Raw genomic sequence first — 24,900 nt, 5'->3', positions numbered from 1 at the left:
AGGTGTTTGCTGCACGGTGATCCTCTGTGGGAGCGGGCTTGCCCGCGATGACGGTGGGTCAGTGACAAAGGTGTTATCTGGCACTACGTCATCGCAGGCAAGCCAGCTCCCACATTGATCTTCAGTGATCTCAAGAGTGGGGGCATTCAGCCCTTTTTCTTGTAGGCCACGCAGTCGATCTCAACCTTGCAATCAACCATCATATTGGCCTGCACACAAGCCCGCGCCGGGGCGTGCTCGGGGGTGAAGTATTCGCCGAAGACCTTGTTGAAACTCCAGAAGTCCCGTGGATCTTCCAGCCACACGCCCACGCGCACAACATCCTTGAGCTCATAGCCGGCTTCTTCGAGGATCGCCACCACGTTGCGCATGGTCTGCCGGGTTTGCTCGACGATGCCGCCACTGATGATTTCGCCATCCACCGCCGGCACCTGGCCCGACACATACAGCCAGCCATCGGCCTCCACCGCACGTGCGAACGGGCGTGGCTGGCCGCCACCTGCGGTGCTGCCGGTACCGTAACGAGTAATGCTCATAAAAGTTGCTCCTTGTTAAAAACGAATGTTCTTTAAAAATTCCGCCAGTCGCGGCGACTGCGGCCGCTCGAAGATGTCCTTCGCAGTGCCCTGCTCTTCAATGCGGCCCTGGTTCATGAAGACGATCTGGTCGGAGACTTCATAGGCAAAGCGCATTTCGTGGGTGACCAGCAACATGGTCATGCCCTCCTCCGCCAGCCCCTTGATCACGCTGAGCACTTCGCCTACCAGCTCCGGATCGAGGGCCGATGTGACCTCGTCGAACAGCATCAGACTGGGGTTCATGGCAATGGCGCGGGCAATCGCCACGCGCTGTTGCTGACCACCAGACAATTGGCCGGGAAAGTGGTTGCGCCGCTCCAGCAGGCCGACGCGGTCCAGCCACTTTTCGGCCAGGGCCACGGCTTCATCCTTGCCCATCTTCTTGACCTTGAGCAAGCCAAGGGTGACGTTTTGCAGCGCGGTCAGATGCGGGAACAGGTTGAATTGCTGGAACGCCATGCCGGTCATGGCGCGGTGCTGGGCAATCACCCGCTCCGGATGCCGTACGCGCTTGCCGCCGACCTCGCTGTAGCCAATGGACTCGCCGTCCAGGGTGATCTGCCCGCCCTGGAACTCCTCAAGCAAGTTCACGCAACGCAGCAAGGTGGTCTTGCCCGAGCCGCTGGAGCCGATCAACGTCACCACATTGCCGCGCTGCATCGACAGATCGACACCCTTGAGCACTTCCACCTGGCCGTACTGTTTACGCAGGCCACGAATGTCCAGCAGCGCTGGTTTGGTTTGAGCTTGGTTCATGGCAAAGCCACCCGCTTTTCAATGTAGCGCCCGAATAATTCGATGGCGTAGTTGATGACAAAGAACATGAAACCGGCGAACAGGTAGAACTCCAGGGTCATGAAGGTGCGGGCGATCACCTGCTGGGTGCTGAGCAGCAATTCGGCCACGCCGATCACCGACAGCAAAGTGGACGCCTTGACGATTTCGGTAGAGGAATTGACCCAGGTCGGCAGGATCTGACGCAGGGCCTGGGGCAACAACACATAGCCCAACGACTGGTAAAACGTCAGGCCAATGGCCTTGCCCGCTTCCAGTTGCCCACGGGGAATGGCTTGCAGTGCACCGCGCACGATTTCCGACACGTGGGAGCCACAGAACAGGGTCAACCCGACCGCACCGGCCTGGAATGCACTGATTTTCCAGCCCAGGGCCGGGAGCATGTAGAAACACGCTAACACCAGCACGAACACCGGGGTGCCTCGGATCAGATCGACGTACAGACGAAACGGTGCACGCATCCAGAACTTGCCGTAGGTCAGGATCAACCCGGCGACGATACCGATCAGGGTGCCGAAGATAATCGCCAGTGCCGAGACCGACACACTGGCCTGGAAGCCGGCCCACAGGGTCTCGCGGGCGATCCACAATTCATGCAGCCAACTGGGGGATTCGTACATGCAAACCCTTCCTTAACGACGGATCGCCAGACGCTGCTCCAGGTAACGGAGCAGCATGGCAATCAGGTAACAGGCAGCCACATAGAGCGCGGTCGTCACCAGCCAGGTTTCAATCACCCGGTAGCTTTCAACGTTGATCTTGCGGGCGTAATAGGTCAGCTCCGGCACCGCGATCGCGGCGGCCAGGGACGTGTCCTTGAACAGCGAGATAAAGTTGTTCGACAGCGCCGGCAGCACGTTGCGCAGCATCACCGGCACGGTGATATAGGCGCGAATCCGCCATTCGCCAAGGCCGATCGCCAACCCCGCTTCACGCAAGCCCTTGGGAATATTCAACAGCCCGGCGCGGAATACTTCGGTCAGGTAGGCACCGGCGTACAGCGACAGGGTGACGATGAACGAAGGGATTTTGTCCAGGCGAATCCCCAGGGACGGTAAGGCGAAGTAGATCAACAGGATCAACACCAGGATCGGCGTATTGCGCACCACCGTCACATACACCGAAGCGAGGATGCGCAACGCGCGGTGCCTGGACAGCATGGCAAACGCCATCAGCAGGCCGATCACGCAGCCGATGGCAATCGACAGCAGGGCCAACTGCAGGCCCAGGCCGAGCCCCGCCAGCAAGGTGTCGAAATCACGCCAGACGGCGGCAAAATTCAACTGATAGTTCATGGTCGGCAATACCTGAGTGAGGCGCGCTCAAGCACGCCCCGGCTGTTCCGGATCATTTGAATTCCACGGGAAAACCGATGGCCGGTTCTGGCAGGTCAACGCCGAACCACTGCTTGAAAGAAGCCTTGTAGGTGGGAAATTCCACACCGGTCATGGCTTCATGCAGCGCGGTGTTGACGAAGTTCAGCCAATCCTGGTCGCCACGCTTGACCGCACACGCGTAGGTTTGCGGGCTCCAGGCGTAAGTGGGGCTGCGGTAGCGACCGGGGTTCTGCACCATCAGGTATTTGACCGAGGACTGATCGGTGGCAGCCGCGTCGGCGCGACCGGAGTTCACGGCCTGGTACATCAGGTCGACACTGTCGTACTGGTCGACCTTGGCTTTGGGCAGTGCCTGGTGCACCAGCTCTTCGGCGTACACGTTTTGCAGCACGGCCACGGTCACGTCATCGCCTGCGGCTTGAAGGTCTTCGATTTCCTTGTACTTGCTGTTGTTGGGCAACAGCAGGCCGACACCTTCACGGTAGTACGGCAAAGTAAAAGCCACCTGCTGCGCACGGCTGGCGGTGACGGTGATGAACTGGCAGCTCATGTCGACCTTGTCCGTCAGCAGGTTGGGAATGCGCGCATCGGATGACTGCACCACAAACTCGACCTTGCTCGGGTCATTGAACAAACCCTTGGCCACCATGCGGCCGATGTCGATATCAAACCCCTGCAATTTGCCATCCGCTCCCTGGAAGTGCCACGGCGCATTGGTACTGCCTGTACCCACGATCAGATGCCCGCGCTTGAGCACATCATCCAGCTTGCTGTCCGCCGCCTGCACCATGCTTGTGAAGGAAGCCGATGCGGCAACAAGAAAAACACACGCTTTGAATACGGAAGGTCGGTGATGCATGACAAGCACTCCAGGGGTTGTGTATTCCGTTATACCGGAACTTGGTATGTAACAACGGAATAGACAGCAGAAAGTGTGCCACAGCCACGGGAGGAAAAATATGCGGTCGGGAAACTCTTTAGGGTTCAGTAAGATAGGTATTGAAGCGCTTAACGGCTTTGCGCCGCCAGCATCGGGTGTTGCTACGCAACGCCCCACAACGGTGTTACTGCGCCCCCATACTGACCGCCTCGGATCGACGCACACCTGTGAAGGTTGACAGTAGACGGTGGTACCCCACCGGCTTAGCGTTGGCAAAAACCAACACAGCCGGAAGGGGATCGACATGGGAGTCGCCACGCGCAGAATTTCCAGCGCCAAAGAGTTCAATCGGGTACTGAACACCCCGCGCCCGGTGTTCATTCTGTTTGTTTCCGAGCACTGCCCTGCCTGTGCGCAAGCAGGCTCCTTATTCGAACAGGCCGCTTGGAAGCATCCCTGGCTAGTCAGTTTGGTACTCGATTGCGCCCATACGCCGAGGCACCCTGATGTGACAGGCACCCCGACGCTACTGATCTACCAGGAGGGAATCGTGGTAGAAAAACTCAAGGGCTTCGGCCCACTTGAAGAGCAAGAGCAGTGCGTAACAGACATCTTCAACCGTTATGACCTGAGCAAGGGCGCAAGTGCACTTGCGTCACTCGACGCTCCTCCACTTCAGCTACCGTCAAACGCCAACCCTCATGTTCCAGGCTATCGCCCACCACCGGCAAACGGTCGAGCAGGCTCATCACCAACCCCGCCAGGGTTTGATAATCCTCGGTCGCCGCAGCCTTGAAGCCCGTGCGCTGACGCACCAGATTGAGGTTCAAGGCACCGTTGGCACGAAAGCCGTCGTTCTGCTCGACGATGTCCGGCCCTTCGATTTCGCTGGCATCGGGCAATTCACCGGCGATGGATTCCAGAATATCGGTCATGCTCAACACGCCCATGAAGTCCCCGAATTCGTTGATTACGAAGGCGATATGGGTGGACTCCTGGCGCATCTGCTCCAGGGCATTGAGGATCGAAAAGCTCTCCAGCAGGTTGATTGCCCGGCGCGCCAGGTGCTCCAGGTTCGGCTCGTTACCGGCCAGGTACTCCTTGAGCAGTTCCTTCTTGTGCACAAAGCCCAAGGGTTCATCCACCGCACCGTTGCGGATCAGCGGCAAACGCGAGTAGGACGAATGCATCAGCTTCAGGCGGATCGTGTCGGGATCGTCCGCCAGGTCGATGCAGTCAACCTTGGCCCGTGGTGTCATCAGGGTACGAATCGGCCGTTCGGCCAGTTGCAGCACCCCGCTGATCATCACCCGCTCACGTCGATCAAACAGCGGGCCCTGTGCAGTATCCGGCTCGCCCAGCAAGTCAGCGACCTCTTCACCCACCTCCTCCACCGCCAGGCTGCGGCCACCCAATAAACGCATCACTGCATGGGCCGTACGCTCACGCACCGGCAGCACACCTTGTGCCGATTTCTTGCGACGCGAGCGGGCAATCTGGTTGAACACCTCGATCAGAATCGAGAAACCAATGGCCGCGTACAGGTAGCCCTTGGGAATATGGAAGCCCAAGCCTTCGGCGGTCAGGGCGAAACCGATCATCATCAAGAAGCCCAGGCACAGCATGATCACCGTAGGGTGGGCGTTGACGAAACGGGTCAGCGGCTTGCTCGCCACGATCATCAAACCGATGGACACGATCACCGCGATCATCATCACCGCCAGCTCATCGACCATGCCCACTGCGGTAATCACCGCGTCGAGGGAGAACACTGCGTCGAGCACCACGATCTGCGCCACGATCGGCCAGAACATCGCATAAGCCACACTGCCCTTGTGCTGGGCCACGTGGCCTTCCAGGCGTTCGTGCAGCTCCATGGTGGCCTTGAACAACAGGAACACACCACCGAACAGCATGATCAGGTCACGGCCGGAAAAGCTCTTGTCGAACACCTCGAACAACGGCTGGGTGAGGGTCACCAACCAGGAAATACTCGCCAACAGGCCCAGGCGCATCAGCAGCGCCAGGGACAAACCGATCAAACGTGCACGGTCACGCTGCTCCGGCGGCAACTTGTCTGCCAGGATCGCGATAAACACCAGGTTGTCGATACCCAGCACCAGTTCCAGCACAATCAAGGTCGCCAGGCCCAGCCAGGCCGTTGGATCCGCTAACCATTCCATTTATAGAGTCTCTGTATTCAAAGTTTTCAGAATGCCGGACACGGCAATGCGCGGTCAGTGGACCGGGACAAGGTTAGCAGTCGGAATACGGGGTGCTTCAGGGGGAACAGCGACAGTAAGTGTCTTGGGGAAAGACGACTGGGAGGCTCCGAGAGGGTGTTCATGCAAGTCCTGAAATAACAAAAGGACTTGAATCCTACAGCCCAAATACACAATTCCCACATAGCAAAACTATTACAAAACCTGTCTTCCAGCCGATGCAAAACCAATGTGGGAGGGGGCTTGCTCCCGATGGCGGTGTGTCAGTCAATATATAAGCTGGCTGACACACCGCTATCGGGAGCAAGCCCCCTCCCACACAAGCCCCCCATTCCACATTTGGAACGGTGTGGTATCAAGACTTTCGGGTGGCATCATCCAGCGCCAGGATGGTGTGGGCATTGGTGACGGTCGTCGCCAGCGTATTGATCACCCCCGACCGCAACGCCCCCAGCGTCGCCGCGGCCTTGGTGTTTTCACTGGCAATCGCCACCACATCCGGGATGCGGAACAGCTCCTGCACCGTCAACCCGATCACTCGGCCTTGAATGGCGTTGACCGCCGGCTGGCCGTGAATATCGATAAAGTCATAGCCCATCATATCGCCCACCGTGCCGGACAACCGCGCCTGGGCGATTTCCTGGGGCGAGAACCAGCCCATGCGCACCATGTTGCTGTTTTCGCTCATATCACCAATGCCGATCAGGGCAATGTCGGCACGCCGGGCGCGGTCGAGGGTGGAGCGTACCGTGTCGTTATTGATCAACACACCACGCAGTTCCGGGTTGGCCACCAGCGCCGGGGCGTACAGGCTTTCGCTCTCGCCGCCAAAGCGCAGGGCAAGGCGCCGGCAGATATGGTCGGGGTTCATGTACTCGCCGGCCTTGAGCGAACCACCGATAGCACATACGAACGTGCAGTTGCGCGTCACCGGCAGGAACACGTTATCGGCCACCGCGCCGACGTTACGGCCCATGCCCACGGCGACGATCATGCCATCGCCCAAGGTTTTGTTCAGGTAGTTGGCGACCAGGCTAGCGACTGCCGAGCGCTGGGTGTCGGGGTCGCTATGGTCAACGGCGATCAAGGCGCGGTCGAGCTTGAAGCGCTCCACCAACGCGCGTTCCAGTTCGTTGTTCATCGCCGGGTGCTGCAACACGCGCACCTCGACAATGCCTTCATCTCGCGCACGCTTGAGCAGGCGGCTGACTTTGGCCCGCGACAGGTCAAAGCGCTTGGCAATGGCTTCCTGAGTGACGTTCTCAAGGTAATAGAGCATCGCCACTTCGGTCATTTGATCGATATCGCTGGCCATGCGCTGGGTACTGTCACTCATGGGGACGGGCTTCCGTTTCGGCGTCAAAGGCGCATTCTCCCGACTCTTGCCCCGTGCCGTCCACTACTGATGCCCATCGCGCTCGATTGCGTTGATGCGCTCGACCTTGGCCCCGGAACGCGCCACCTCGAACTCCGAGACCAGGAACGCCGTGACAATGCTCTTGGCCAGTTCGGCGCCGATCACCCGCGCACCGATGGACAGAATCTGCGCATCGTTGCTCTTGCGCGCCCGCTCCGCCGAATAGGTGTCATGGGCCTGAGCCGCGCGGATACCCAACACCTTGTTGGCCGAGATGGCCATGCCGATGCCGGTGCCGCACACCAGCACACCGAGGCGCTGCTGCCCGGCGCTGATAGCGTTGGCCACGGCCAGCGCGATGTCCGGATAGAGCACCGGCGCGATGGAATGGGTACCGAAGTCAGTGACCGGGTAACCCAGCGCCTCGATATGGCGCTTCAACAGCTCTTTAAGCTCAAAACCCGCTTCATCGCATCCGATAGCCACCGGAAAAGGTGTGTTCATGGCGTCTGGCTCCGCTGCCCTGATCTAGATTAAGACTGATCATATGATCACTCAATGAAATTTCGCTCAGTCATTTCGCGATCATTATGCCCCTCATGTCAAGCGCGATTTAACTGACCTCCCAGTCCAAGCGGGATAAACAGCCATTAAAGCCACTACAGATGAGAATCAACGCTTTTTAATGAAAGAGATTGACTGATCAGAATTTCATTTGATACACATATGATCACAGCGAAACATGACTGTGCGACCTAATAAGAATTCACAGCACGAGGACACGCCGATGGCCACGCCATTACTGCTCCAGGCTGAACACGTCGCCAAGGCTTACGCCGGGGTGCCAGCCCTGCGTGACGGACGCCTCTCTCTACGCGCCGGCAGCGTCCACGCCCTGTGCGGCGGCAACGGTGCCGGCAAGTCGACCTTCCTGAGCATCCTGATGGGCATTACCCAGCGTGACGCCGGCACCATTGCGCTCAACGGTGCACCGGTGCAGTTCAACCGCCCCAGTGAAGCCTTGGCGGCCGGGATCGCGATGATCACCCAAGAGCTGGAACCCATCCCCTACATGACCGTCGCCGAAAACATCTGGCTGGGCCGCGAGCCGCGCCGCGCCGGTTGCATTGTCGACAGCAAGGCCCTGAACCGCCGCACCCGCGAGCTGCTGGAAAGCCTGGAGTTCGACGTCGACGCCACCAGCCCCATGCACCGCTTGAGCGTGGCGCAAATTCAACTGGTGGAAATCGCCAAGGCGTTCAGCCATGACTGCCAGGTGATGATCATGGACGAGCCCACCTCGGCCATCGGCGAGCGCGAGGCAGAAACCCTGTTCAAGGCCATTCGCCGCCTCACCGCCCGTGGCGCCGGCATTGTGTATGTGTCCCATCGCTTGAGCGAACTGGCGCAGATCGCCGACGACTACAGCATCTTCCGCGATGGCGCCTTTGTAGAAAGCGGGCGCATGGCCGATATCGACCGCGACCACCTGGTACGCGGCATTGTTGGCCAGGAACTGACGCGCATCGACCACAAGGTCGGCCGTGAATGCGCCGCCGACACCTGCCTGCAAGTCGACAACCTGAGCCGCAACGGCGAGTTCCACGACATCAGCCTGCAATTGCGCCGTGGCGAAATTCTTGGCATCTACGGGCTGATGGGCTCCGGGCGCAGTGAGTTTCTCAACTGCATCTACGGCCTGACCGTAGCCGATTCCGGCAGCGTCACCCTGCAAGGCAAGCCCATGCCCATCGGGCTGCCCAAGGCCACCATCAACGCCGGTATGTCGCTGGTCACCGAAGACCGCAAGGACAGTGGCCTGGTGCTGACCGGCAGCATCCTCTCGAACATCGCGCTGTCGGCCTACAAGCGCTTGTCGAGTTGGTCGCTGATCAATGCGCGCAAGGAAGCCCAACTGGCCGAAGACATGGTCAAGCGCCTGCAGATCAAGACCAGCTCCCTGGACCTGCCGGTGGCGTCCATGAGCGGCGGCAACCAGCAAAAAGTCGTGCTCGCCAAATGCCTGTCCACCGAGCCGGTGTGCCTGCTTTGCGACGAACCCACCCGCGGCATCGATGAAGGCGCCAAGCAGGAGATCTACCACCTGCTCGACCAGTTCGTACGGGCCGGCGGCGCCGCCATTGTGGTGTCGTCCGAAGCTCCGGAACTGCTGCACTTGAGTGATCGCATTGCCGTATTCAAGGGCGGCCGGCTGGTGACCATCAGCACCGACACTGCCCTTTCCCAGGAAGCCTTGTTGAGTCTTGCCTCATGAATGCCAAAACCCTTACCGCCCCTGTCACCACCGCGCCACGCAACCGCTTGCGCCTGTCTCTGGACCGCTTCGGCCTGCCGCTGGTGTTTATCCTGCTGTGCGTGGTGATGGCGTTTTCCAGCGAATACTTCATGACCTGGCGCAACTGGATGGACATCCTGCGCCAGACCTCCATCAACGGCATCCTCGCCGTGGGCATGACCTATGTGATCCTGACCAAGGGCATCGACTTGTCGGTAGGTTCGATCCTGGCCTTTGCCGGATTGTGCAGCGCGATGGTCGCCACCCAGGGCTATGGCCTGTTGGCGGCAGTCAGCGCCGGGATGTTTGCCGGGGCGATGCTTGGCGTGGTCAACGGCTTTATGGTCGCCAACCTGTCGATCCCGCCGTTCGTGGCCACCCTGGGTATGCTCAGCATCGCCCGCGGCATGACCTTTATCCTCAACGACGGCAGCCCGATCACCGACCTGCCCGACGCCTACCTGGCGCTGGGTATCGGCAAGATCGGCCCAGTGGGCGTGCCGATCATTATCTTCGCTGTGGTCGCGCTGATCTTCTGGATGGTGCTGCGCTACACCACCTACGGCCGCTACGTGTACGCGGTAGGCGGCAATGAAAAAAGCGCACGCACCTCCGGCATCGGCGTGCGCAAGGTGATGTTCTCGGTGTACGTGGTTTCGGGCCTGCTCGCCGGATTGGCCGGCGTGGTGTTGTCGGCACGTACCACCTCTGCCCTGCCCCAGGCCGGGGTTTCCTATGAGCTGGACGCGATTGCCGCGGTGGTGATCGGCGGCACCAGCCTGTCGGGCGGTACCGGTAGCATTGTCGGCACCTTGTTCGGGGCGCTGCTGATCGGTGTGATCAACAACGGCCTGAACCTGCTCGGCGTGTCCTCCTATTACCAGCAGGTCGCCAAGGGCCTGATCATCGTGTTCGCAGTACTGATCGACGTGTGGCGCAAGAAAAAACGCTGAAGAACGACCGATAACAATAACTGGAGTTCGACTTATGAAACTGGGTACTACCCTGGCCGCCGCGGCGGCCCTCTCCCTGCTCGCCAGCAGTGTCGCCATGGCAGCCGATGGCAAGACCTACAAGATCGGCGCAGCCGTCTACGGCCTCAAGGGCCAGTTCATGCAGAACTGGGTGCGTGAGCTCAAGGAACATCCGGCCGTCAAGGATGGCACCGTGCAGTTGACCGTATTCGACGGCAACTACGACGCCCTGACCCAGAACAACCAGATCGAAAACATGGTGACCCAACGCTACGACGCGATTCTGTTCGTGCCCATTGATACCAAGGCCGGTGTCGGTACGGTCAAGGCGGCCATGAGCAACGACGTGGTGGTCATCGCCTCCAATACGAAAGTAGCCGATGCCAGCGTGCCGTATGTGGGGAACGACGACGTCGAAGGCGGCCGCCTGCAGGCCCAGGCCATGGTCGACAAGCTCAACGGCAAGGGCAACGTGGTGATCATCCAGGGCCCGATTGGCCAGTCGGCGCAGATCGACCGGGAAAAAGGCGAGCTGGAAGTGTTGGGCAAACACCCTGATATCAAGATCATCGAGAAGAAAACCGCCAACTGGGACCGCGCCCAGGCCATGACCCTCACCGAAGACTGGCTCAACGCCCACCCCAAGGGCATCAACGGCGTGATCGCCCAGAACGACGACATGGCCCTCGGCGCTGTGCAGGCCCTGAAGTCTCACGGACTGACCTCCAAAGAGGTGCCCGTGACCTCCATCGACGGTATGCCGGATGCGATCCAGGCGGCGAAAAAAGACGAAGTCACCACATTCCTCCAGGACGCCCAGGCCCAATCCCAAGGCGCACTGGACGTGGCCCTGCGCGCCCTGGCCGGTGAGGACTACAAGCCGCAATCGGTGATCTGGGAGCGCTACGCCAAGGACGTGAAATGGGGTGACGGCACGGCCAAGAACTACATCCTGCCGTGGGTGCCGGTGACCAATGCCAATGCGGATGCGCTGTACAAGCAAGTCAGCGGCGGCAAGTAGTCAGTGGCTTGAAACACAGTCAACTGTGGGAGCTGGCTTGCCTGCGATGCAGGCACCTGGGTGCATCAGGTAGACCGGGTCGATGCAATCGCAGGCAAGCCAGCTCCCACATTGGACCGCGTTCTACCTTTTGATCTGTGACGGGAGTTATTCATGTCTGGTTTCTGGAACCAAGCCTTCGACCTCAGCGGCCGTTGCGCGGTCATCACCGGTGGCGCCGCCGGCATTGGTCTGGCCTGCGCCACCTTACTGGCGGAACGCGGCGCAAGGGTGGCGCTGCTGGACCGCGACCCGGCCGTGGTCGAGGTGGCCGCCAGCCTGGGTGCCGGGCACCTGGGCATTGCCGTCGACCTCGGCCAGGTCGGCCAGATACAACCCACCATCGACCGCGTATTCACACACTTCCAACGCCTGGATTACCTGATCAACAGCGCAGGCGTGGTGTTGCTGGACAAAGCCATCGAGATCAGCGAAAGCGCCTGGGACACCACCCTGGACATCAACCTCAAGGCGAGTTTCTTCGTGGCCCAGGCCTGCGCCAGACATATGCTCGCCCAAGGCAGCGGGCGCATCGTCAACCTGGCGTCCCAGGCCGCTGTGATTGGCCTGGACCGTCACGTCGCCTACTGCGCCAGCAAAGCCGCCATCGTCGGCATGACCAAGGTATTGGCCATGGAGTGGGCGCCGCAGGTGAACGTCAATGCCATCTCCCCCACCATCGTCGAAACCGCCCTGGGCAAAAAAGCCTGGGCCGGCGACGTGGGTGAGCGGGCCAAATTGCAGATCCCGGCGGGGCGTTTTGCCCAGCCGGAAGAAATCGCCGGGCTGGCGCTATACCTGCTCAGCGATGCCGCGCAGATGATCACCGGCGCCAACATGGTGATCGATGGCGGCTACAGCATTCAGTAATTCCATCTTTATGTCGTGAGGTCCTGTCATGTCCACCGTCACCGAACGCACACCCGAACAACTTGCCCCGAGCATCCCCAAAACCATGCAGGCCGTGGTCTGCCATGGGCCGGAAGACTACCGCCTGGAAACCGTCGACGTGCCCACCCCCGGCCCCGACGAGATCCTGACCAAGGTCGAGCTGTGCGGCATTTGCATGGGCGATATCAAGACCTATCGCGGCGCGCCGTCGTTCTGGGGCGATGCCGAGCAACCGCGCTATGTGAAGCCGCCGATGATTCCCGGGCATGAGTTCGTGTGCCGTGTCGTCGCCCTTGGCCCAGGCGCCGAAAAGCGCGGCGTGGCGGTCGGCGACCGGGTGATTTCCGAACAGATCGTGCCGTGCTGGGGTTGCCGCTTCTGCAACCACGGCCAGTACTGGATGTGCCAGAAGCATGACCTGTATGGCTTCCAGAATAATGTGCAGGGCGCCATGGCCCAGTACATGATTTTCACCAAGGAAGGCATCATCCACAAAGTGCCGGAATCCATCGCGCCCGACGAAGCGATCCTGATCGAGCCGCTGGCCTGCTCGCTGCACGCGGCGGAGCGCGCCAACGTCGACCATGACGACATTGTGGTGGTCGCAGGCGCCGGCACTTTGGGCCTGGGCATCATCGGCGCGGTGCGATTGCGCAACCCGAAAAAGCTTATCGTGCTGGACATGAAACCCGAGCGCGCCGCCCTCGCCCTGCGCATGGGCGCCGACGAAGTCTGGAACCCGGCCGAGGTCGATGTGCTGGCCAAAATCCGCGAGATCACCGACGGCTACGGCTGCGACATCTACATCGAAGCCACCGGGCACCACAAAGCGGTCAACCAGGGCCTGGCGATGCTGCGCAAGCTGGGGCGCTTCGTCGAGTTCAGCGTGTTCAATGACGAGGCCACGGTCGATTGGTCGATCATTGGCGATCGCAAGGAGCTGGACATCCTCGGCTCGCACCTGGGGCCCTATATGTACCCGAGAGCCATCGACTTTATCGGCAACCGCAAAATCGACATGCGCGATGTGGTGACCCACAAGTTTGCCCTGGCGGACTTCAAGGAGGCGTTTGCGGTGATGGAGCGCGGCGATAAATCGCTCAAGGTGGTGCTCGAACCCTGATTCCAGCAGCTCCCACAATGGAGGGGTGTCACCCCTTAGAACAAGAACACAGGAACCCGCGTTATGAATCGAGTCATCAACGATCCCGACCAAGTGGTCGAAGACATGCTGCGCGGCATCCTGGTCGCGCACCCCGAACTGCGCCAGTACGAAACCAACCCACGGGTCATCGTCAAGGCCCGGCCCTCCGGCCAGGGTCGGGTCGGCATCGTCACCGGCGGCGGCTCCGGGCATGAGCCGGCGTTCCTCGGCTATGTCGGCCCGGGCCTGGTAGACGCCGTGGCCGTCGGCGAGATTTTCTCCTCGCCCACCGCCAAGAGCTTTTTCGACGCCTTCCGCGCCGCCGACCATGGCGCGGGCGTAGCCTGCCTGTATGGCAACTACGCCGGCGACAATATGAACGTCAAGCTGGCGATGAAAATGGCCGCCAGCAAAGACATGCGCATCCGCACCGTGGTGGCCAACGACGACGTGGCCTCGGCGCCCAAGGCCGATATCGCCAAGCGTCGCGGAGTGGCCGGGGAAATCTTCATGTGGAAGATCGGCGGTGCCGCCGCCGCCCAGCATTACGACCTCGACGGGGTGATTCGCGTCGCGCAGAAGACCGTCGACCACTGCCGCTCGATCGGTATCGGCCTCACGCCCTGCACCATCGCCGCCGTCGGCAAGCCGAACTTCCAGATCCCTGACGGCCAGATGGAACTGGGCATCGGCCATCATGGCGAGCCGGGCATCGAAGTCATTCCGATTGAACCGGCCGCCGCCATGGCTGAGCGAATGCTTGCGCCGATCCTGGCCGACCGCGACTTCAGCCAGGACGACAGTGTGGTGGTGCTGGTCTCGGGCCTTGGCGCCACGCCAGTGATGGAGCTGTACATTTTCTACGCCGAGGTGGAAAAACAACTCAAGGCCAAGGGCTTGAAGATTCACCGTTGCTACGTCGGCAACTACTTCACCTCCCTGGAAATGATGGGCGTGACCCTGACCCTGCTCGGCCTCGACGCCGAGCTGAAAACCCTGATCGACCAACCCTGCCGTTCCATCGGCATGACCCAGGCGGAGTAAACATGAGCCAGCACTTTTCCACCCGTGACGGCAGCGCCATCGTTGCCGACCTGGTCAGCGTCATCGTGGCCAATCGCGAATACCTCAGCGAAGTCGACGGCGCCATTGGCGACGGCGACCACGGCATCAACATGGCCAAGGGCTTCGCCCACTGCGGTCGCACTATCGAAGGCCGCCAACTGAGCCTGGCCCAAGCCCTGGATGAACTGACCCTGAGCCTGATGGAAGGCATCGGCGGCTCCATGGGCCCGCTGTATGGCAGCCTGTTTATTGGCATGGCCGACGAAGTGCGCAATTGTGAAGACATCGACGCCGCAACCTTCGCCCATCTGTTGCGCGGCGGCCTGACCTCACTGCAGGACATCACCGAGGCGGGCGTGGGCGACAAGTGCCTGATGGATACCCTTATTCCTGCAGTAGAGGCGTTTGAACAGGCACATGCATCCGGGGCGTCTTTCAACGATGCGCTGGAGGCGATGAAAACCGCCGCCTCCCAGGGGCGCGATTCGACCAAGGACCTGGTGGCCAAGATCGGCCGCGCCAGTCGCCTGGGCGAGCGCACTCTCGGGGTGCTGGACGCCGGGGCGGTGTCGTGCTGCCTGATTCTTACGCGCCTGGCCGACTCGGTGCAGCCGCGCCTGACTGCTTGACCTGCTGGATATACCGCGCCACCGCCGGCGCTTTTTCAAAACGCCGGTAAATCAACGACAACCACGACGACGCCTCATTGCCCTGGATATTGCGATACACCACGCCCGGCAGGCTCACATGCCCGACCATCGATGCCGGCACTACCGCAACCCCCTGCCCCAACGACACCAGGGCCACCACCGCCACCAACCCGCCCGGCTGCGCGCCGAGGCGCGGTGCGTAGCCGCCCTGGGCGGCGACATGCAGGGTGCCGCTGATTTGTTCCGGCAGGATAAACGTCTCGTTTTCCAGGTGCTCGCAGGTGATTGCCTTAAGCCCCAGCAGCCAGGAATCATGGGCAAGTGCCAGCACAAAGCCTTCGCTGTCCAGGCGCACCGCCTCCACACCGTCCGGCAGAGTCATCGGCGAACGGATATAACCGATATCGCAGCGCCCCTCGGCCACCGCACCCGGTAGCGCAGCCATAGCCCATTCGCGCAGGTTCACGTTCACATCGGCAAACGCCTGGCTGAACCCCCGTACCTGGCGCTGCAACAGCCCGCAGTACAGCGCCGAGGCCACGTAACCCAACTCAATATGCCCGATCTCGCCACGCCCGGCGCGCTGGGCATTGCGCTGTGCGAACTCGAATTGGCGCACGGCGGCTTCGGCCTCGCTCAGCAGCGCGGCACCTGCTTCGGTGAGGCTGACTTCGCGCTGCCGGCGGACAAACAAGCGCGTGCCCAGGCTGGTTTCCATGTCCTGGATTTGCCGGCTCAGGGTCGGCGGCGCAATGCCCAATTGCTCGGCGGCGCGGGTGAAATTGCGCTGCCGGGCCACGGCCAGGAAGTAACGAAAATGGCGGATTTCCATGGCAGTATTAGCTCAAAAGTAATGAAGTACTTCCTGGCGCCTAACAAAAATGTGATTAGCCAGGGATAAGCTCGCAGTACCTGAACACTAGAGAGCCCTTGCGATGCAAGTCAACCGAGATTTCCGTATTGCCTACCAGGTAATTTGCTTGTGAGCCGGGTCAGTCCACGCCTGTCGCTGGTGACCGCCTCCGCTGTCTGCTCGTTGATCGTGCTGGATACCAACATCGTTGCCGTCACGCTGCCGAGCATCGCCCGCGACTTGGGCGCCAACTTTGCCGATATCGAGTGGGTCGTCAGCGCTTATATGCTGGCGTTCGCCGCCTTGTTGTTGCCGGCCGGGAGTATCGCCGACCGCTTTGGCCGCAAGAAAACCCTGGTCTGGGGCCTGGGTATTTTCATCCTCGCCTCCCTGGGCTGCGGCGCAGCACCCACCGCGCTGTGGCTGGACATCGCCCGGGCCGTGAAGGGGGTGGGTGCGGCGCTGCTGCTGACCTCGGCACTGGCGTCTATCGGGCATACCTTCCACGATGAAATAGAACGCGCCAAGGCCTGGGCGTTCTGGGGCGCGTGCATGGGCGTGGCGATGACCGCCGCACCGACCCTGGGCGGCTTGATTACCGAGTACCTGGGCTGGCGCTGGATTTTCTATCTCAACCTGCCGGTGGGGCTGGTACTGATGGCCTTGGTGCTGCGGGCGATTCCCGAGTCCCGCGACAGCCGATCGGCGCGCCTGGATCCCTGGGGCAGCCTGGCGTTCAGTGGCAGCTTGCTGTGCCTGATCTGGGGGTTGATCGAGGCCAATCGCATCGGTTGGGATAGCCCGCTGACCTACGCTCGCCTGCTCGGCGGTGGGCTGCTGATGGGTGTGTTTGTGCTGGTCGAGCACCTGCAGCAGCGACCGATGGTGGACTTGCAGCTGTTTCGGCACCCGCGCTTTATCGGCGCCTTGCTCGGCATGTTTGCCTATGCCGGGTGCGCCCAGGTGATGATGACGCTGCTGCCGTTCTACCTGCAGAACGGCCTGGGTTTCTCCGCGATTGCCTCGGGCCTGGGCATGTTGCCGTTTGCCTTGACCATGCTGATCTGCCCGCGCGTCGGTGTACGTCTGGCGGCACGCTTCACACCGGCGACCATGATGGCGAGTGGCTTGACCCTGGTGGGCTGCGGCAATCTGTTGAGCGCGTGGGCCGTGCAGGCCGGCGGCTATCTGCCCTTTGCCCTGGCGATCGCCGTCACCGGTGCAGGCGCGGGGTTACTCAATGGCGACACGCAGAAAAACATCATGGCCTGCGTGCCGCGGGATCGCGCGGGCATGGCCTCGGGCATGAGCACCACCATGCGCTTCAGCGCAATCATGTTGGCCATCGGCGTGTATGGCGCATTGCTGAGCAGCCACAGCGAACAGTTGCTGAGCGCGAGTATCGACCCGCAGTGGCAGGCGCAGGTGGCGGGTATTGCTTCGCGGGTGGTAGCCGGTGATATGTCCGCGGCGCTGGACTTGGTGCCCGAAGCAGCGCGAGTAACAGTGCAACCGCTGGCGCGGCAGGCGTTTGTGGGTGGGTTCAGCGGGGTGTTGTGGGTGGCGGGTTTATTGGGGTTGCTGGGCGCGCTGGTGGTGGGGGGCCTGATGCGCAAGCCGATACCCACACACAGCTGAATGTGGGAGGGGGCTTGCTCCCGATGGCGGCCTCAGGGCCGACCGGGATGCTGGATCAGACCGAGTACATATCCGTTATTTAGGTAACGGCCACTATGGGTTCCGCTCTTACAGCGGGTCACTTTCGAAAAGCGCGAAAGTAACCAAAGCGCTCTTTGCCCCACCACTCGGCACCTCGCCTAGGCTCGGTGTGCCCGTAATCCGCCATGGATTTGGGGGGCCGCCGCCACGCGCCATCCATGGCGCGGGGCGGCTAAACCGGCATCCCTGCCGGTTTACCCCCCAAATCCCTGTCGAATTCCGGCCAGCGTGGTTTAACGGGGCGCCCAAGATCAAAAGCAAGATCAAGAGCGGCTCGCTTCGCATCGTGGTTACGGTCGGCAGCTAATAGGTTGTGTGGATGTCCGTGCCCATCGGGGGCAAGCCCCCTCCCACAGGGGACCGCCTACAGCCTGAGGATTTACCAGAACCGCTGCTGGGTCAAACGGCTCCACCAGGTCAGCAATACCCGGTCTACCGAACCGCTGGCCGCCAGGCCCACGCGCTCTTGCAGGCTTTTACGCTCGGCATAGTGCAGGTGGAACACTTCGGCAGTCTTGGCCTTGGTGGCCAGGTATTCATCGCTGGTCTGCAGCTCGTCGACCAACTGTTTGTCGAGGGCGGCCACACCCAACCACACTTCACCGGTCGCTACATCATCAATCGCCAATTGCGGGCGGTACCGCGAGACAAAGTTCTTGAACAACTGGTGGGTAATGTCCAGGTCTTCCTGGAACTTCTCCCGGCCCTTCTCGGTATTTTCGCCAAACACCGTGAGGGTGCGTTTGTATTCACCGGCGGTCAGCACTTCGAAGTCGATGTCGTGCTTTTTCAGCAGGCGGTTGACGTTGGGCAACTGCGCGACCACGCCGATGGAGCCGAGGATGGCGAACGGTGCGCTGATGATCTTCTCGCCGATGCACGCCATCATGTAGCCGCCGCTGGCCGCCACCTTGTCGATGCACACGGTCAACGGCACGCCGGCCTGGCGGATGCGCGCCAGTTGCGACGACGCCAGGCCATAGCTGTGCACCATGCCGCCGCCGCTTTCCAGGCGCAGCACCACTTCATCCTTGGGTGTGGCCAGGCTCAGCAGCGCGGTGATTTCATGGCGCAGGCTTTCGGTCGCCGACGCCTTGATGTCGCCATTGAAATCCAGCACGAACACCCGTGCCTTGGCCTGGGGCTTGTTCTTGTCTTTCTTCTTTTCGGCTTTGCTCTCGGACTTGCGCAGCGCCTTGAGCTGGTCTTTGTCGAGCAGGCTCGACTCCAGGCGCTCGCGCAGGCCCTTGTAGAAATCATTCAGCTTGCTGACCTGCAGTTGGCCGGCGGACTTGCGACGACCCTTGCTGCGCAGCGCTGCGAAGCTGATCAATACCACCAGAATAGCGACCACCAGGGTGACGGTCTTCGCCAGAAAGCTCGCGTATTCGGCCAGAAAATCCATATGTCTCCTTAAAAAATGCACTGCGCCAGGCGCGGATGGCCCCAGCATACCGACGCCACTGCGTTGGAGCCAGTGCTCAAACCGCCAGCAGGCGGGCTCCAACGGGCTTTTAAAACAAGCGTATGTTTTTTCATTGACAGCTCGCAGGCATCCTCATAACCTCGCCAGACTTTCAACGTACCGGGAAAACGGACGTGGGCAGCATCTATCTGATTCGACATGGCCAGGCCTCCTTCGGTGCAGACGACTATGACGTCCTGTCGCCCGTCGGCGTGGAACAGGCGCAAGTGCTCGGTCGCCATCTGGCAGACCTGGGCCTGGTGTTCGACCGCTGTATCGCCGGCGACCTGCGTCGCCAGCAACACACCGCCAGCGCCACGTTCGATCAATACCGCGCCCTCGGCCTGCCGGCCCCCATACTCGAAACCGACAGCGCCTTCAACGAGTTCGACGGCGAAGCCATCATCCGCGGCCTGCTGCCTGATTTACTCGGCAGCGAGCCCGATGCCGTGCATATCCTGCGCAATGGCCCGCAGAACCGCAGCGAGTTCCAGCGCATCTTCGCCCTGATCATCGAGCGCTGGCTGGCCGGCACCTATGACCCACCTGGGCTGGAAAGCTGGCTGGGGTTTGTCGAGCGGGTCCAGGGTGGCTTGCAACGCATCCTTGAGGCCGCCCGGAGCGCCGACAAAATCGCGGTGTTCACGTCCGGCGGCACCATCACCGCCCTGCTCCACCTGATTACCCGAATGCCTGCAGCCCAGGCGTTCGAAATGAACTGGCAAATTGTAAACACCTCGCTCAACCAGCTGAAATTCCGTGGTCGCGAGGTGGCACTGGCTTCCTTCAACAGTCATGCCCACCTGCAACTGTTGAAGGCGCCGCAGCTCATCACTTTCCGATGAACTGCGGCCAACCGTGACCCCAAGGTCACTGGACTCACCATAAAAGGATCGAAACCATGACTGACGTAGCCAAAGCTGTAGAAGCAATGAAAGCCAAATTCAACCCAAGCGCTGCCGAAGGCTTGGACCTGGTGTTCGGTTTCCGTATCGACGACACCAAGAATTTTTCGCTGGTGGTCAAGGACAAGACCTGCGAACTCCAGGAAGGTGAAAACCCTGACGCCCAGGTCACCCTGGTGATGGACAGCGAGACCCTGGAAGGCATCGTCGACGGTTCCACCGACGGCATGCAGGCGTTCATGGGCGGCAAGCTGCGCACCGAAGGCGACATGATGCTGGCGATGAAGTTGAGCGAACTGTTCCCTTCCTGATTCGGTAACCCGGGTCAAACAATCCCGTCTTTACAGGCGGGATTTTTTTGCCTGCACGCCTGGTCCCATCACCACCCGTCTCTCAGTATCCGCAACTCCAAATGCTGCAATAACATAATCGTTTTTCCATCCACAATATCCCCACTCTGCACCATCGCCAGCGCCTGCTCGAAGCCCAGCTCCAACACCTCGATATCCTCGCCCTCTTCTTCCAGGCCACCGCCCGCCCCCACTCGATCGCCTGGCTGATACTCACCGATAAAAAAGTGAATCCGTTCAGTCACCGATCCCGGGCTCATAAACGCTGCATAGATTTTCTCCACATGCCCCACGCGGTAGCCGGTCTCTTCTTCGGCTTCCAGGCGTATACGCTCTTCGGGGCTGGCGTTGTCGAGCAAGCCGGCCGCTGCTTCAATCAGGTAGCCGGAGTAATCGTTGACGAACGTCGGCATACGGAACTGGCGAATCAGCAGCACCGTGCGGCGCTCGCGGTTGTACAAAAGGATCGTTGCGCCGTTGCCCCGGTCGTAGACCTCACGCGTCTGGGCTTGCCAGCTGCCGTCGCGACGGCGCAGGTCGAAGCTGTATTTCTTCAACAGGTACCAGTTGTCCGAAAGGGTTTCTTCGCCAGTGATGCGCACGGGGCTATTGTTCATGGTCAAGCCTTGGTAGAGGGAGACAGATTCAGGTGATGGCCTGGGTATGCGGCTGTTTGATGCGCGACCATGCGGCAGCAACATCTTCAGCACTCCCCGCTTTTATACGGGCGAGATTGCGCGGGTAATCCACGCCGGGATTTTCGCTGAAACGCGTCGCGGTGAATTGACCGTTGCTGGCGCGCAGTATGTAGCCGGTATCCGTGCACTGCGACGAAGCAAGGAACAAGACCCCCGGCGTCACCCACTCCGGCTTGAGTTCGTCCGGCTCGTCGGTCACGCCCCACATGCGTGTCTTGGCCACCGGCGAGATCGCGTTGACGCGGATTCCGGCCTCGGCACCTTCATGACTCAGCGCGTTCATGATGCCCAACTGTGCCATCTTGCCGGCGCTGTAAGCCACTAGCCCGGTTTGCTCGTATTGCGCATACATGGCGCGGTCGGAAGTGGTGAGGATGATGCGCGGCGCGCTAGAGCGCAGCAGGTGCGGCCAAGCGTGCTTGCACAGCCACAGCGGGGCGTAGAGATTGATGTCCATGGCGCGCTGAAGGAAGCTGGCGTCCAGCTCTGCGATGGGCTGGTAACCCACCCAACCGGCGTTGTGAATCAGGATGTCGAGCCGGCCGAACATTTCGAGGGCAAACGCGATCAGTTGCCGGCACCCCTCGTCCGTGGACAAGTCACCGCCATGGCCCACCACCGTCAGCCCTTCGTCACGCAGGGTGTCGGCGGCCTGTTGCACCACCGACGCATCGGTGCCTGCACCCATCTTGTCGGCACCAATATCGCTGATGACCACACGGGCGCCGGCCAGGGCCAACCCTCGTGCATAACTGAGCCCCAAGCCGCGTGCGCCGCCGGTGACGATCGCGGTTTTGCCGGTGAAATCCATGTACTTACCCTCCTGTTGGCCGTCTACCCTAACAATCGGCACCCGTGTTGTTCAATGCTGTAACACTTTCATCCGTCACGACCGTCGTATTAATACCTGCGCTCGCGGACCTTCTGGTAAAACCCGTGTTTCGCCTTTGTCCTGGAGCCTTCATGCCATCCTCTTTTCCAAAGTGACCCGCTGTAAAAGCGGAACCAATAGCGGCCGTTACCACAGGAATGGACATGTACTCGGTCTGATCCAGCCTCGTGGTCGGCCCTGAGGCCGCCATCGGGAGCAAGCTCCCTCCCACAAGATCAGTGTTGCTTTTAGGCCGTCACGAGAACAACCTGGCTGCCGCAATCGAGCTCAGCGCTGCGTCGGAATGCGAATATCACCGCTACGGCATTGGCTTTTTACACTGCGCGGGCATCCGGTGAATGCCAGTTCCTTGGTCAGGCACACGCGCACCTCCGACAGCACCTTGCCCTTGCAGATCACTGCCAAGCCGTGATTGCCCATGCGCGGGTTACTCTCGCGAAACAAGTCCTCAATCTCACGCGCCTGTAGCGACGCGGGTGTATTGAACGGCTGCAGTTGCGGCGGGATGACCACCGCGCCGAGTGCCGTGTCGGTCTTGTCCAGATACTCCAGCGGTTCAAGCCCGCTGCAGGTGCCATGTTTGGCCCACTCGTGCTTGAGCAGCGCACGGGTTGGAAACATTGCCGCACCCTTGTCCATTTCCTCGTCATTCAAGCGTGACTGTGGCGCACAGGAGGCCGGCCACCCTCCCCGCGCGTATTGCGGCCACAAGCCGTGTAACACAAACCCATAGCCCTTGCCCGTGCACTGTTCATTGCCTGGGTGCGTCAGGCAGAAGGTCGGTGACCACGACAACGACAGCACATAAAAGTCAAACTCCCCCGGCAGCCCTTGGTCACGCGGCGCCGCAGTTGCAACTGTGGCGATCAGGAGCCACAACACCATCCAGTATTTCATCCCGGTATTCCTTTAAAAAATGAAGTCTTACGCTATCGCGGCAGCTAGGGATGATTGGAGTAACGTTGCAACACCTTGTCCAGGATGATATCGGTCTTCAACGCCTCGATCGCCAGCGACGGATGTTCGGCGTCCCCGCGAATATGCGCATTCATGCCCAGTACGTGGTGCCACTGGATATGTGCATGGCACGGCACTTCCAACACCTCGCTGGTTTCGCCTTCCAGGCGCAACGGCTGGTCCTCGAACACTGAAAACTGAATGCGGCCACGGCTGCCGATCAATTCGACACGGTCTTCGCGACGGTCCGCCACGAAGTTCCAGCAGCCCATGCCCAAGGCACCATTGGCGAAGGTCCAGCAGGCCGTCACGGCATCCTCTGCCGCGTAGCGCCCGGCCTGACGCGCGGAAAAGCCTGAGACCTCGACAATATCCCCGGCCAGGTACTGGAACAGGTCGAACCCGTGGCTGGCCAGGTCGGCGAAATAGCCGCCACCGGCAATGGCCGGATCGGTGCGCCAATTGGCGGCGTTGCTATCAGTTGCAGCGGCAGGCTTGCACAGGGTCCAGGTCAGGTGCCGCAACTCACCGATACGCCCTTCCTGCAGCCAGCTGCGCACTTGCTGAAAGCGCGGCAACGAGCGCCGATAGTAGGAAACAAACAGGTGCAGCCCGGCGCGCTCGAAGGTGCGTTGCATCAATGCGCTCTGCTCGGCATTCAGCGACATGGGTTTTTCGACGCAGCAATGTTTGCCCGCCGCCGCCACCATCAGGCTGTATTCAAGGTGACTGTCGGGCGGTGTGGCGATGTAGACCGCATCCACCTCAGGGTCATTGATCAGTGCCTGGGCATCGGTATGAAAGCGCGCGATACCGTGCCGCGCCGCATAATCGCGCACCGCCTCGATACGCCGCCCCATCACGGCCACCAATGCCGAACCTGGCGCTTTGTAGAAAGCGGGTCCACTCTTTAACTCAGTGACACTGCCACAGCCGATCATGCCCCAGCGTATGGTCTTCATCGAATGCCCTCGTTCGTCTTCGTCAATCGGGCAGTATCCACATACAGAACCCGGCACGCCATAACCACTTAGCATGACATTTGCATTACACTTTTGTGACATTCATCCGGCGCGGGGGCACATACGATGAAAATTAGGGCAACCGTCATTTGCGAACATGAAGGGCATATTCTCTTTGTGCGCAAGGCCAGATCAAAGTGGGCCTTGCCGGGCGGCAAGGTAGAACGCGACGAACGCCCGGTGGGCGCCGCCGAACGCGAGCTGGAAGAAGAAACCGGATTAAGCGTCGATGGCTTGCTGTACTTGCAAGAGCTGAAGGCCCGCGACACGCTGCACCACGTGTTCGAGGCCTCGGTGGTGAATATCGAGGAGGCGCGGCCGTGCAACGAAATCGTTGCCTGCCAGTGGTACGCCTACAGCGCCCTGGACGAACTGGACACCACCGACGCCACCCGTCACATCGTCAAATCCTTCCTGCGGCGCCTCTGACGCCGCGCACAACCACTAACCTACCGCCGCAAACCCACGGCGCCCGGCCTTGATCTCGGCACGCAACTCACCAATCAGGTTTGAGATGGAACGGATGCTGTTTAGGCCTTCAGGGGATACGCACGTCAACAGAAGATCGACGCGACCGGACTGCGGCTCATAGATGCTGATGCGCAGCGAGCCATCGCTGTTCAAGGTGCAGTCGCAGCAAAGAGGCTGGAACCCCGAGGCCATGATGCGGTTGAATTCGACGATCGAGATCATGACAAGCGCCCTTGTACGGGCCTACCTGATGGTTGTGATCCAAACAGCGTAGATGAGGTTTTGCCGCAGGCCGGACGATTGATGCAAAAGTGTTAGC

The 24,900-nt window shown here is 60.7% G+C and carries 26 protein-coding genes and 1 pseudogene; 12 read left to right on the top strand and 15 right to left on the bottom strand.

Features of this window, described 5'->3' with window-relative positions; all coding sequences use genetic code 11:
- Positions 1–146 precede the first annotated feature (146 nt).
- The 5 genes from E4P01_RS07510 to E4P01_RS07490 are packed head-to-tail and all read right to left on the bottom strand — an operon-like array spanning position 147 to position 3,569.
- On the bottom strand, positions 147–536 hold the full coding sequence (locus E4P01_RS07510) for a RidA family protein (protein WP_005788829.1): 390 nt from the start codon (positions 534–536) through the stop codon (positions 147–149).
- Between the two features lie 15 nt (positions 537–551).
- Positions 552–1,334 carry an amino acid ABC transporter ATP-binding protein gene (locus E4P01_RS07505; protein WP_103734357.1) on the bottom strand — a complete coding sequence of 261 codons (783 nt, stop codon included), beginning with the start codon at positions 1,332–1,334 and terminating at the stop codon, positions 552–554.
- Entirely contained in the window at positions 1,331–1,993 is a 663-nt protein-coding gene (locus E4P01_RS07500) for an amino acid ABC transporter permease (RefSeq protein ID WP_032876082.1), read from the bottom strand. Before E4P01_RS07500 ends, E4P01_RS07505 begins: the two co-directional genes overlap by 4 nt.
- A gap of 12 nt (positions 1,994–2,005) precedes the next feature.
- Positions 2,006–2,668 (bottom strand): amino acid ABC transporter permease, encoded by a 663-nt coding sequence (locus E4P01_RS07495; RefSeq protein ID WP_005788836.1) that lies wholly within the window; start codon positions 2,666–2,668, stop codon positions 2,006–2,008.
- 52 nt (positions 2,669–2,720) lie between these two features.
- Positions 2,721–3,569, bottom strand: coding sequence for a transporter substrate-binding domain-containing protein (locus tag E4P01_RS07490; protein WP_005788838.1), 849 nt, complete (start codon positions 3,567–3,569; stop codon positions 2,721–2,723).
- Positions 3,570–3,894: 325 nt separating this feature from the next.
- Here E4P01_RS07490 and E4P01_RS07485 point away from each other — a divergent pair.
- Positions 3,895–4,167 (top strand): annotated as a pseudogene (locus tag E4P01_RS07485) (thioredoxin family protein); the annotation flags it as partial.
- A 37-nt stretch (positions 4,168–4,204) separates the two neighbouring features.
- Here the strand turns inward: E4P01_RS07485 and E4P01_RS07480 are convergent.
- From E4P01_RS07480 to rpiB, 3 genes are all read right to left on the bottom strand, one after another.
- The gene (locus tag E4P01_RS07480) at positions 4,205–5,773 is read right to left on the bottom strand and encodes a TerC family protein (protein ID WP_216091570.1); all 1,569 of its coding nucleotides are present in this window, start codon (positions 5,771–5,773) and stop codon (positions 4,205–4,207) included.
- 394 nt (positions 5,774–6,167) lie between these two features.
- Complete coding sequence (locus tag E4P01_RS07475; RefSeq protein WP_005788844.1) at positions 6,168–7,148, bottom strand: sugar-binding transcriptional regulator; 981 nt, start codon at positions 7,146–7,148, stop codon at positions 6,168–6,170.
- Positions 7,149–7,211: 63 nt separating this feature from the next.
- Positions 7,212–7,673 (bottom strand): ribose 5-phosphate isomerase B, encoded by a 462-nt coding sequence (rpiB, locus tag E4P01_RS07470; RefSeq protein WP_078821549.1) that lies wholly within the window; start codon positions 7,671–7,673, stop codon positions 7,212–7,214.
- 283 nt (positions 7,674–7,956) lie between these two features.
- On the opposite strand from rpiB, the gene E4P01_RS07465 reads away from it, so the two are divergent.
- The 7 genes from E4P01_RS07465 (at position 7,957) to dhaL (ending at position 15,228) form a co-directional block, all read left to right on the top strand.
- The gene (locus tag E4P01_RS07465; RefSeq protein ID WP_078821550.1) at positions 7,957–9,444 is read left to right on the top strand and encodes a sugar ABC transporter ATP-binding protein; all 1,488 of its coding nucleotides are present in this window, start codon (positions 7,957–7,959) and stop codon (positions 9,442–9,444) included.
- Positions 9,441–10,418, top strand: a complete 978-nt coding sequence (locus tag E4P01_RS07460; protein ID WP_216091571.1) for an ABC transporter permease — start codon at positions 9,441–9,443, stop codon at positions 10,416–10,418. The genes E4P01_RS07465 and E4P01_RS07460 overlap by 4 nt, the downstream gene beginning before the upstream one ends.
- 34 nt (positions 10,419–10,452) lie before the next feature.
- Positions 10,453–11,460, top strand: coding sequence for a substrate-binding domain-containing protein (locus E4P01_RS07455; RefSeq protein WP_216091572.1), 1,008 nt, complete (start codon positions 10,453–10,455; stop codon positions 11,458–11,460).
- Between the two features lie 153 nt (positions 11,461–11,613).
- On the top strand, positions 11,614–12,369 hold the full coding sequence (locus tag E4P01_RS07450) for an SDR family oxidoreductase (RefSeq protein WP_216091573.1): 756 nt from the start codon (positions 11,614–11,616) through the stop codon (positions 12,367–12,369).
- 28 nt (positions 12,370–12,397) lie between these two features.
- A complete protein-coding gene (locus tag E4P01_RS07445; RefSeq protein WP_032876099.1) occupies positions 12,398–13,513 on the top strand; it encodes an alcohol dehydrogenase catalytic domain-containing protein in 1,116 nt (371 codons plus the stop codon).
- Positions 13,514–13,576: 63 nt separating this feature from the next.
- The gene (locus E4P01_RS07440; protein WP_032876100.1) at positions 13,577–14,578 is read left to right on the top strand and encodes a dihydroxyacetone kinase subunit DhaK; all 1,002 of its coding nucleotides are present in this window, start codon (positions 13,577–13,579) and stop codon (positions 14,576–14,578) included.
- Between the two features lie 2 nt (positions 14,579–14,580).
- The gene (dhaL, locus tag E4P01_RS07435) at positions 14,581–15,228 is read left to right on the top strand and encodes a dihydroxyacetone kinase subunit DhaL (RefSeq protein ID WP_216091574.1); all 648 of its coding nucleotides are present in this window, start codon (positions 14,581–14,583) and stop codon (positions 15,226–15,228) included.
- Here dhaL and E4P01_RS07430 read toward each other — a convergent pair.
- On the bottom strand, positions 15,185–16,081 hold the full coding sequence (locus E4P01_RS07430; RefSeq protein WP_216091575.1) for a LysR substrate-binding domain-containing protein: 897 nt from the start codon (positions 16,079–16,081) through the stop codon (positions 15,185–15,187). The genes dhaL and E4P01_RS07430 overlap by 44 nt on opposite strands.
- Before the next feature lie 150 nt (positions 16,082–16,231).
- Between E4P01_RS07430 and E4P01_RS07425 the strand changes: the two genes are divergently transcribed.
- On the top strand, positions 16,232–17,740 hold the full coding sequence (locus tag E4P01_RS07425; RefSeq protein WP_216091576.1) for an MFS transporter: 1,509 nt from the start codon (positions 16,232–16,234) through the stop codon (positions 17,738–17,740).
- A gap of 460 nt (positions 17,741–18,200) precedes the next feature.
- On the opposite strand, the gene sohB is transcribed toward E4P01_RS07425, so the two are convergent.
- Positions 18,201–19,226 carry a protease SohB gene (sohB, locus tag E4P01_RS07420; RefSeq protein WP_032876106.1) on the bottom strand — a complete coding sequence of 342 codons (1,026 nt, stop codon included), beginning with the start codon at positions 19,224–19,226 and terminating at the stop codon, positions 18,201–18,203.
- A gap of 194 nt (positions 19,227–19,420) precedes the next feature.
- On the opposite strand from sohB, the gene E4P01_RS07415 reads away from it, so the two are divergent.
- Both E4P01_RS07415 and E4P01_RS07410 read left to right on the top strand, forming a co-directional pair.
- Complete coding sequence (locus tag E4P01_RS07415) at positions 19,421–20,131, top strand: histidine phosphatase family protein (RefSeq protein WP_032876109.1); 711 nt, start codon at positions 19,421–19,423, stop codon at positions 20,129–20,131.
- A gap of 56 nt (positions 20,132–20,187) precedes the next feature.
- On the top strand, positions 20,188–20,502 hold the full coding sequence (locus tag E4P01_RS07410; RefSeq protein ID WP_005788868.1) for an SCP2 sterol-binding domain-containing protein: 315 nt from the start codon (positions 20,188–20,190) through the stop codon (positions 20,500–20,502).
- Positions 20,503–20,570: 68 nt separating this feature from the next.
- On the opposite strand, the gene E4P01_RS07405 is transcribed toward E4P01_RS07410, so the two are convergent.
- The 4 genes from E4P01_RS07405 to E4P01_RS07390 all read right to left on the bottom strand — a co-directional run bounded on the left by E4P01_RS07405 (position 20,571) and on the right by E4P01_RS07390 (position 24,050).
- Positions 20,571–21,158, bottom strand: coding sequence for an NUDIX domain-containing protein (locus tag E4P01_RS07405; RefSeq protein WP_005788870.1), 588 nt, complete (start codon positions 21,156–21,158; stop codon positions 20,571–20,573).
- A gap of 28 nt (positions 21,159–21,186) precedes the next feature.
- A complete protein-coding gene (locus tag E4P01_RS07400; RefSeq protein ID WP_078821160.1) occupies positions 21,187–22,050 on the bottom strand; it encodes an SDR family oxidoreductase in 864 nt (287 codons plus the stop codon).
- A gap of 348 nt (positions 22,051–22,398) precedes the next feature.
- A complete protein-coding gene (locus E4P01_RS07395) occupies positions 22,399–23,028 on the bottom strand; it encodes a ribonuclease T2 (RefSeq protein WP_032876116.1) in 630 nt (209 codons plus the stop codon).
- Positions 23,029–23,072: 44 nt separating this feature from the next.
- Positions 23,073–24,050: a Gfo/Idh/MocA family oxidoreductase gene (locus tag E4P01_RS07390; protein ID WP_032876119.1), complete on the bottom strand. Its 978-nt coding sequence runs from the start codon at positions 24,048–24,050 to the stop codon at positions 23,073–23,075.
- Positions 24,051–24,176: 126 nt separating this feature from the next.
- On the opposite strand from E4P01_RS07390, the gene E4P01_RS07385 reads away from it, so the two are divergent.
- The gene (locus tag E4P01_RS07385; RefSeq protein WP_032876122.1) at positions 24,177–24,539 is read left to right on the top strand and encodes an NUDIX domain-containing protein; all 363 of its coding nucleotides are present in this window, start codon (positions 24,177–24,179) and stop codon (positions 24,537–24,539) included.
- Between the two features lie 15 nt (positions 24,540–24,554).
- On the opposite strand, the gene E4P01_RS07380 is transcribed toward E4P01_RS07385, so the two are convergent.
- On the bottom strand, positions 24,555–24,803 hold the full coding sequence (locus E4P01_RS07380; RefSeq protein WP_032876124.1) for a DUF1652 domain-containing protein: 249 nt from the start codon (positions 24,801–24,803) through the stop codon (positions 24,555–24,557).
- Positions 24,804–24,900 lie beyond the last annotated feature (97 nt).

The organism is Pseudomonas sp. NCIMB 10586 (assembly GCF_023127895.1).
Taxonomy (GTDB): domain Bacteria; phylum Pseudomonadota; class Gammaproteobacteria; order Pseudomonadales; family Pseudomonadaceae; genus Aquipseudomonas; species Aquipseudomonas synxantha_A.
The sequence above is the reverse complement of the archived record's forward strand: the minus strand, read 5'-3'. Positions and strand labels throughout refer to the sequence as shown.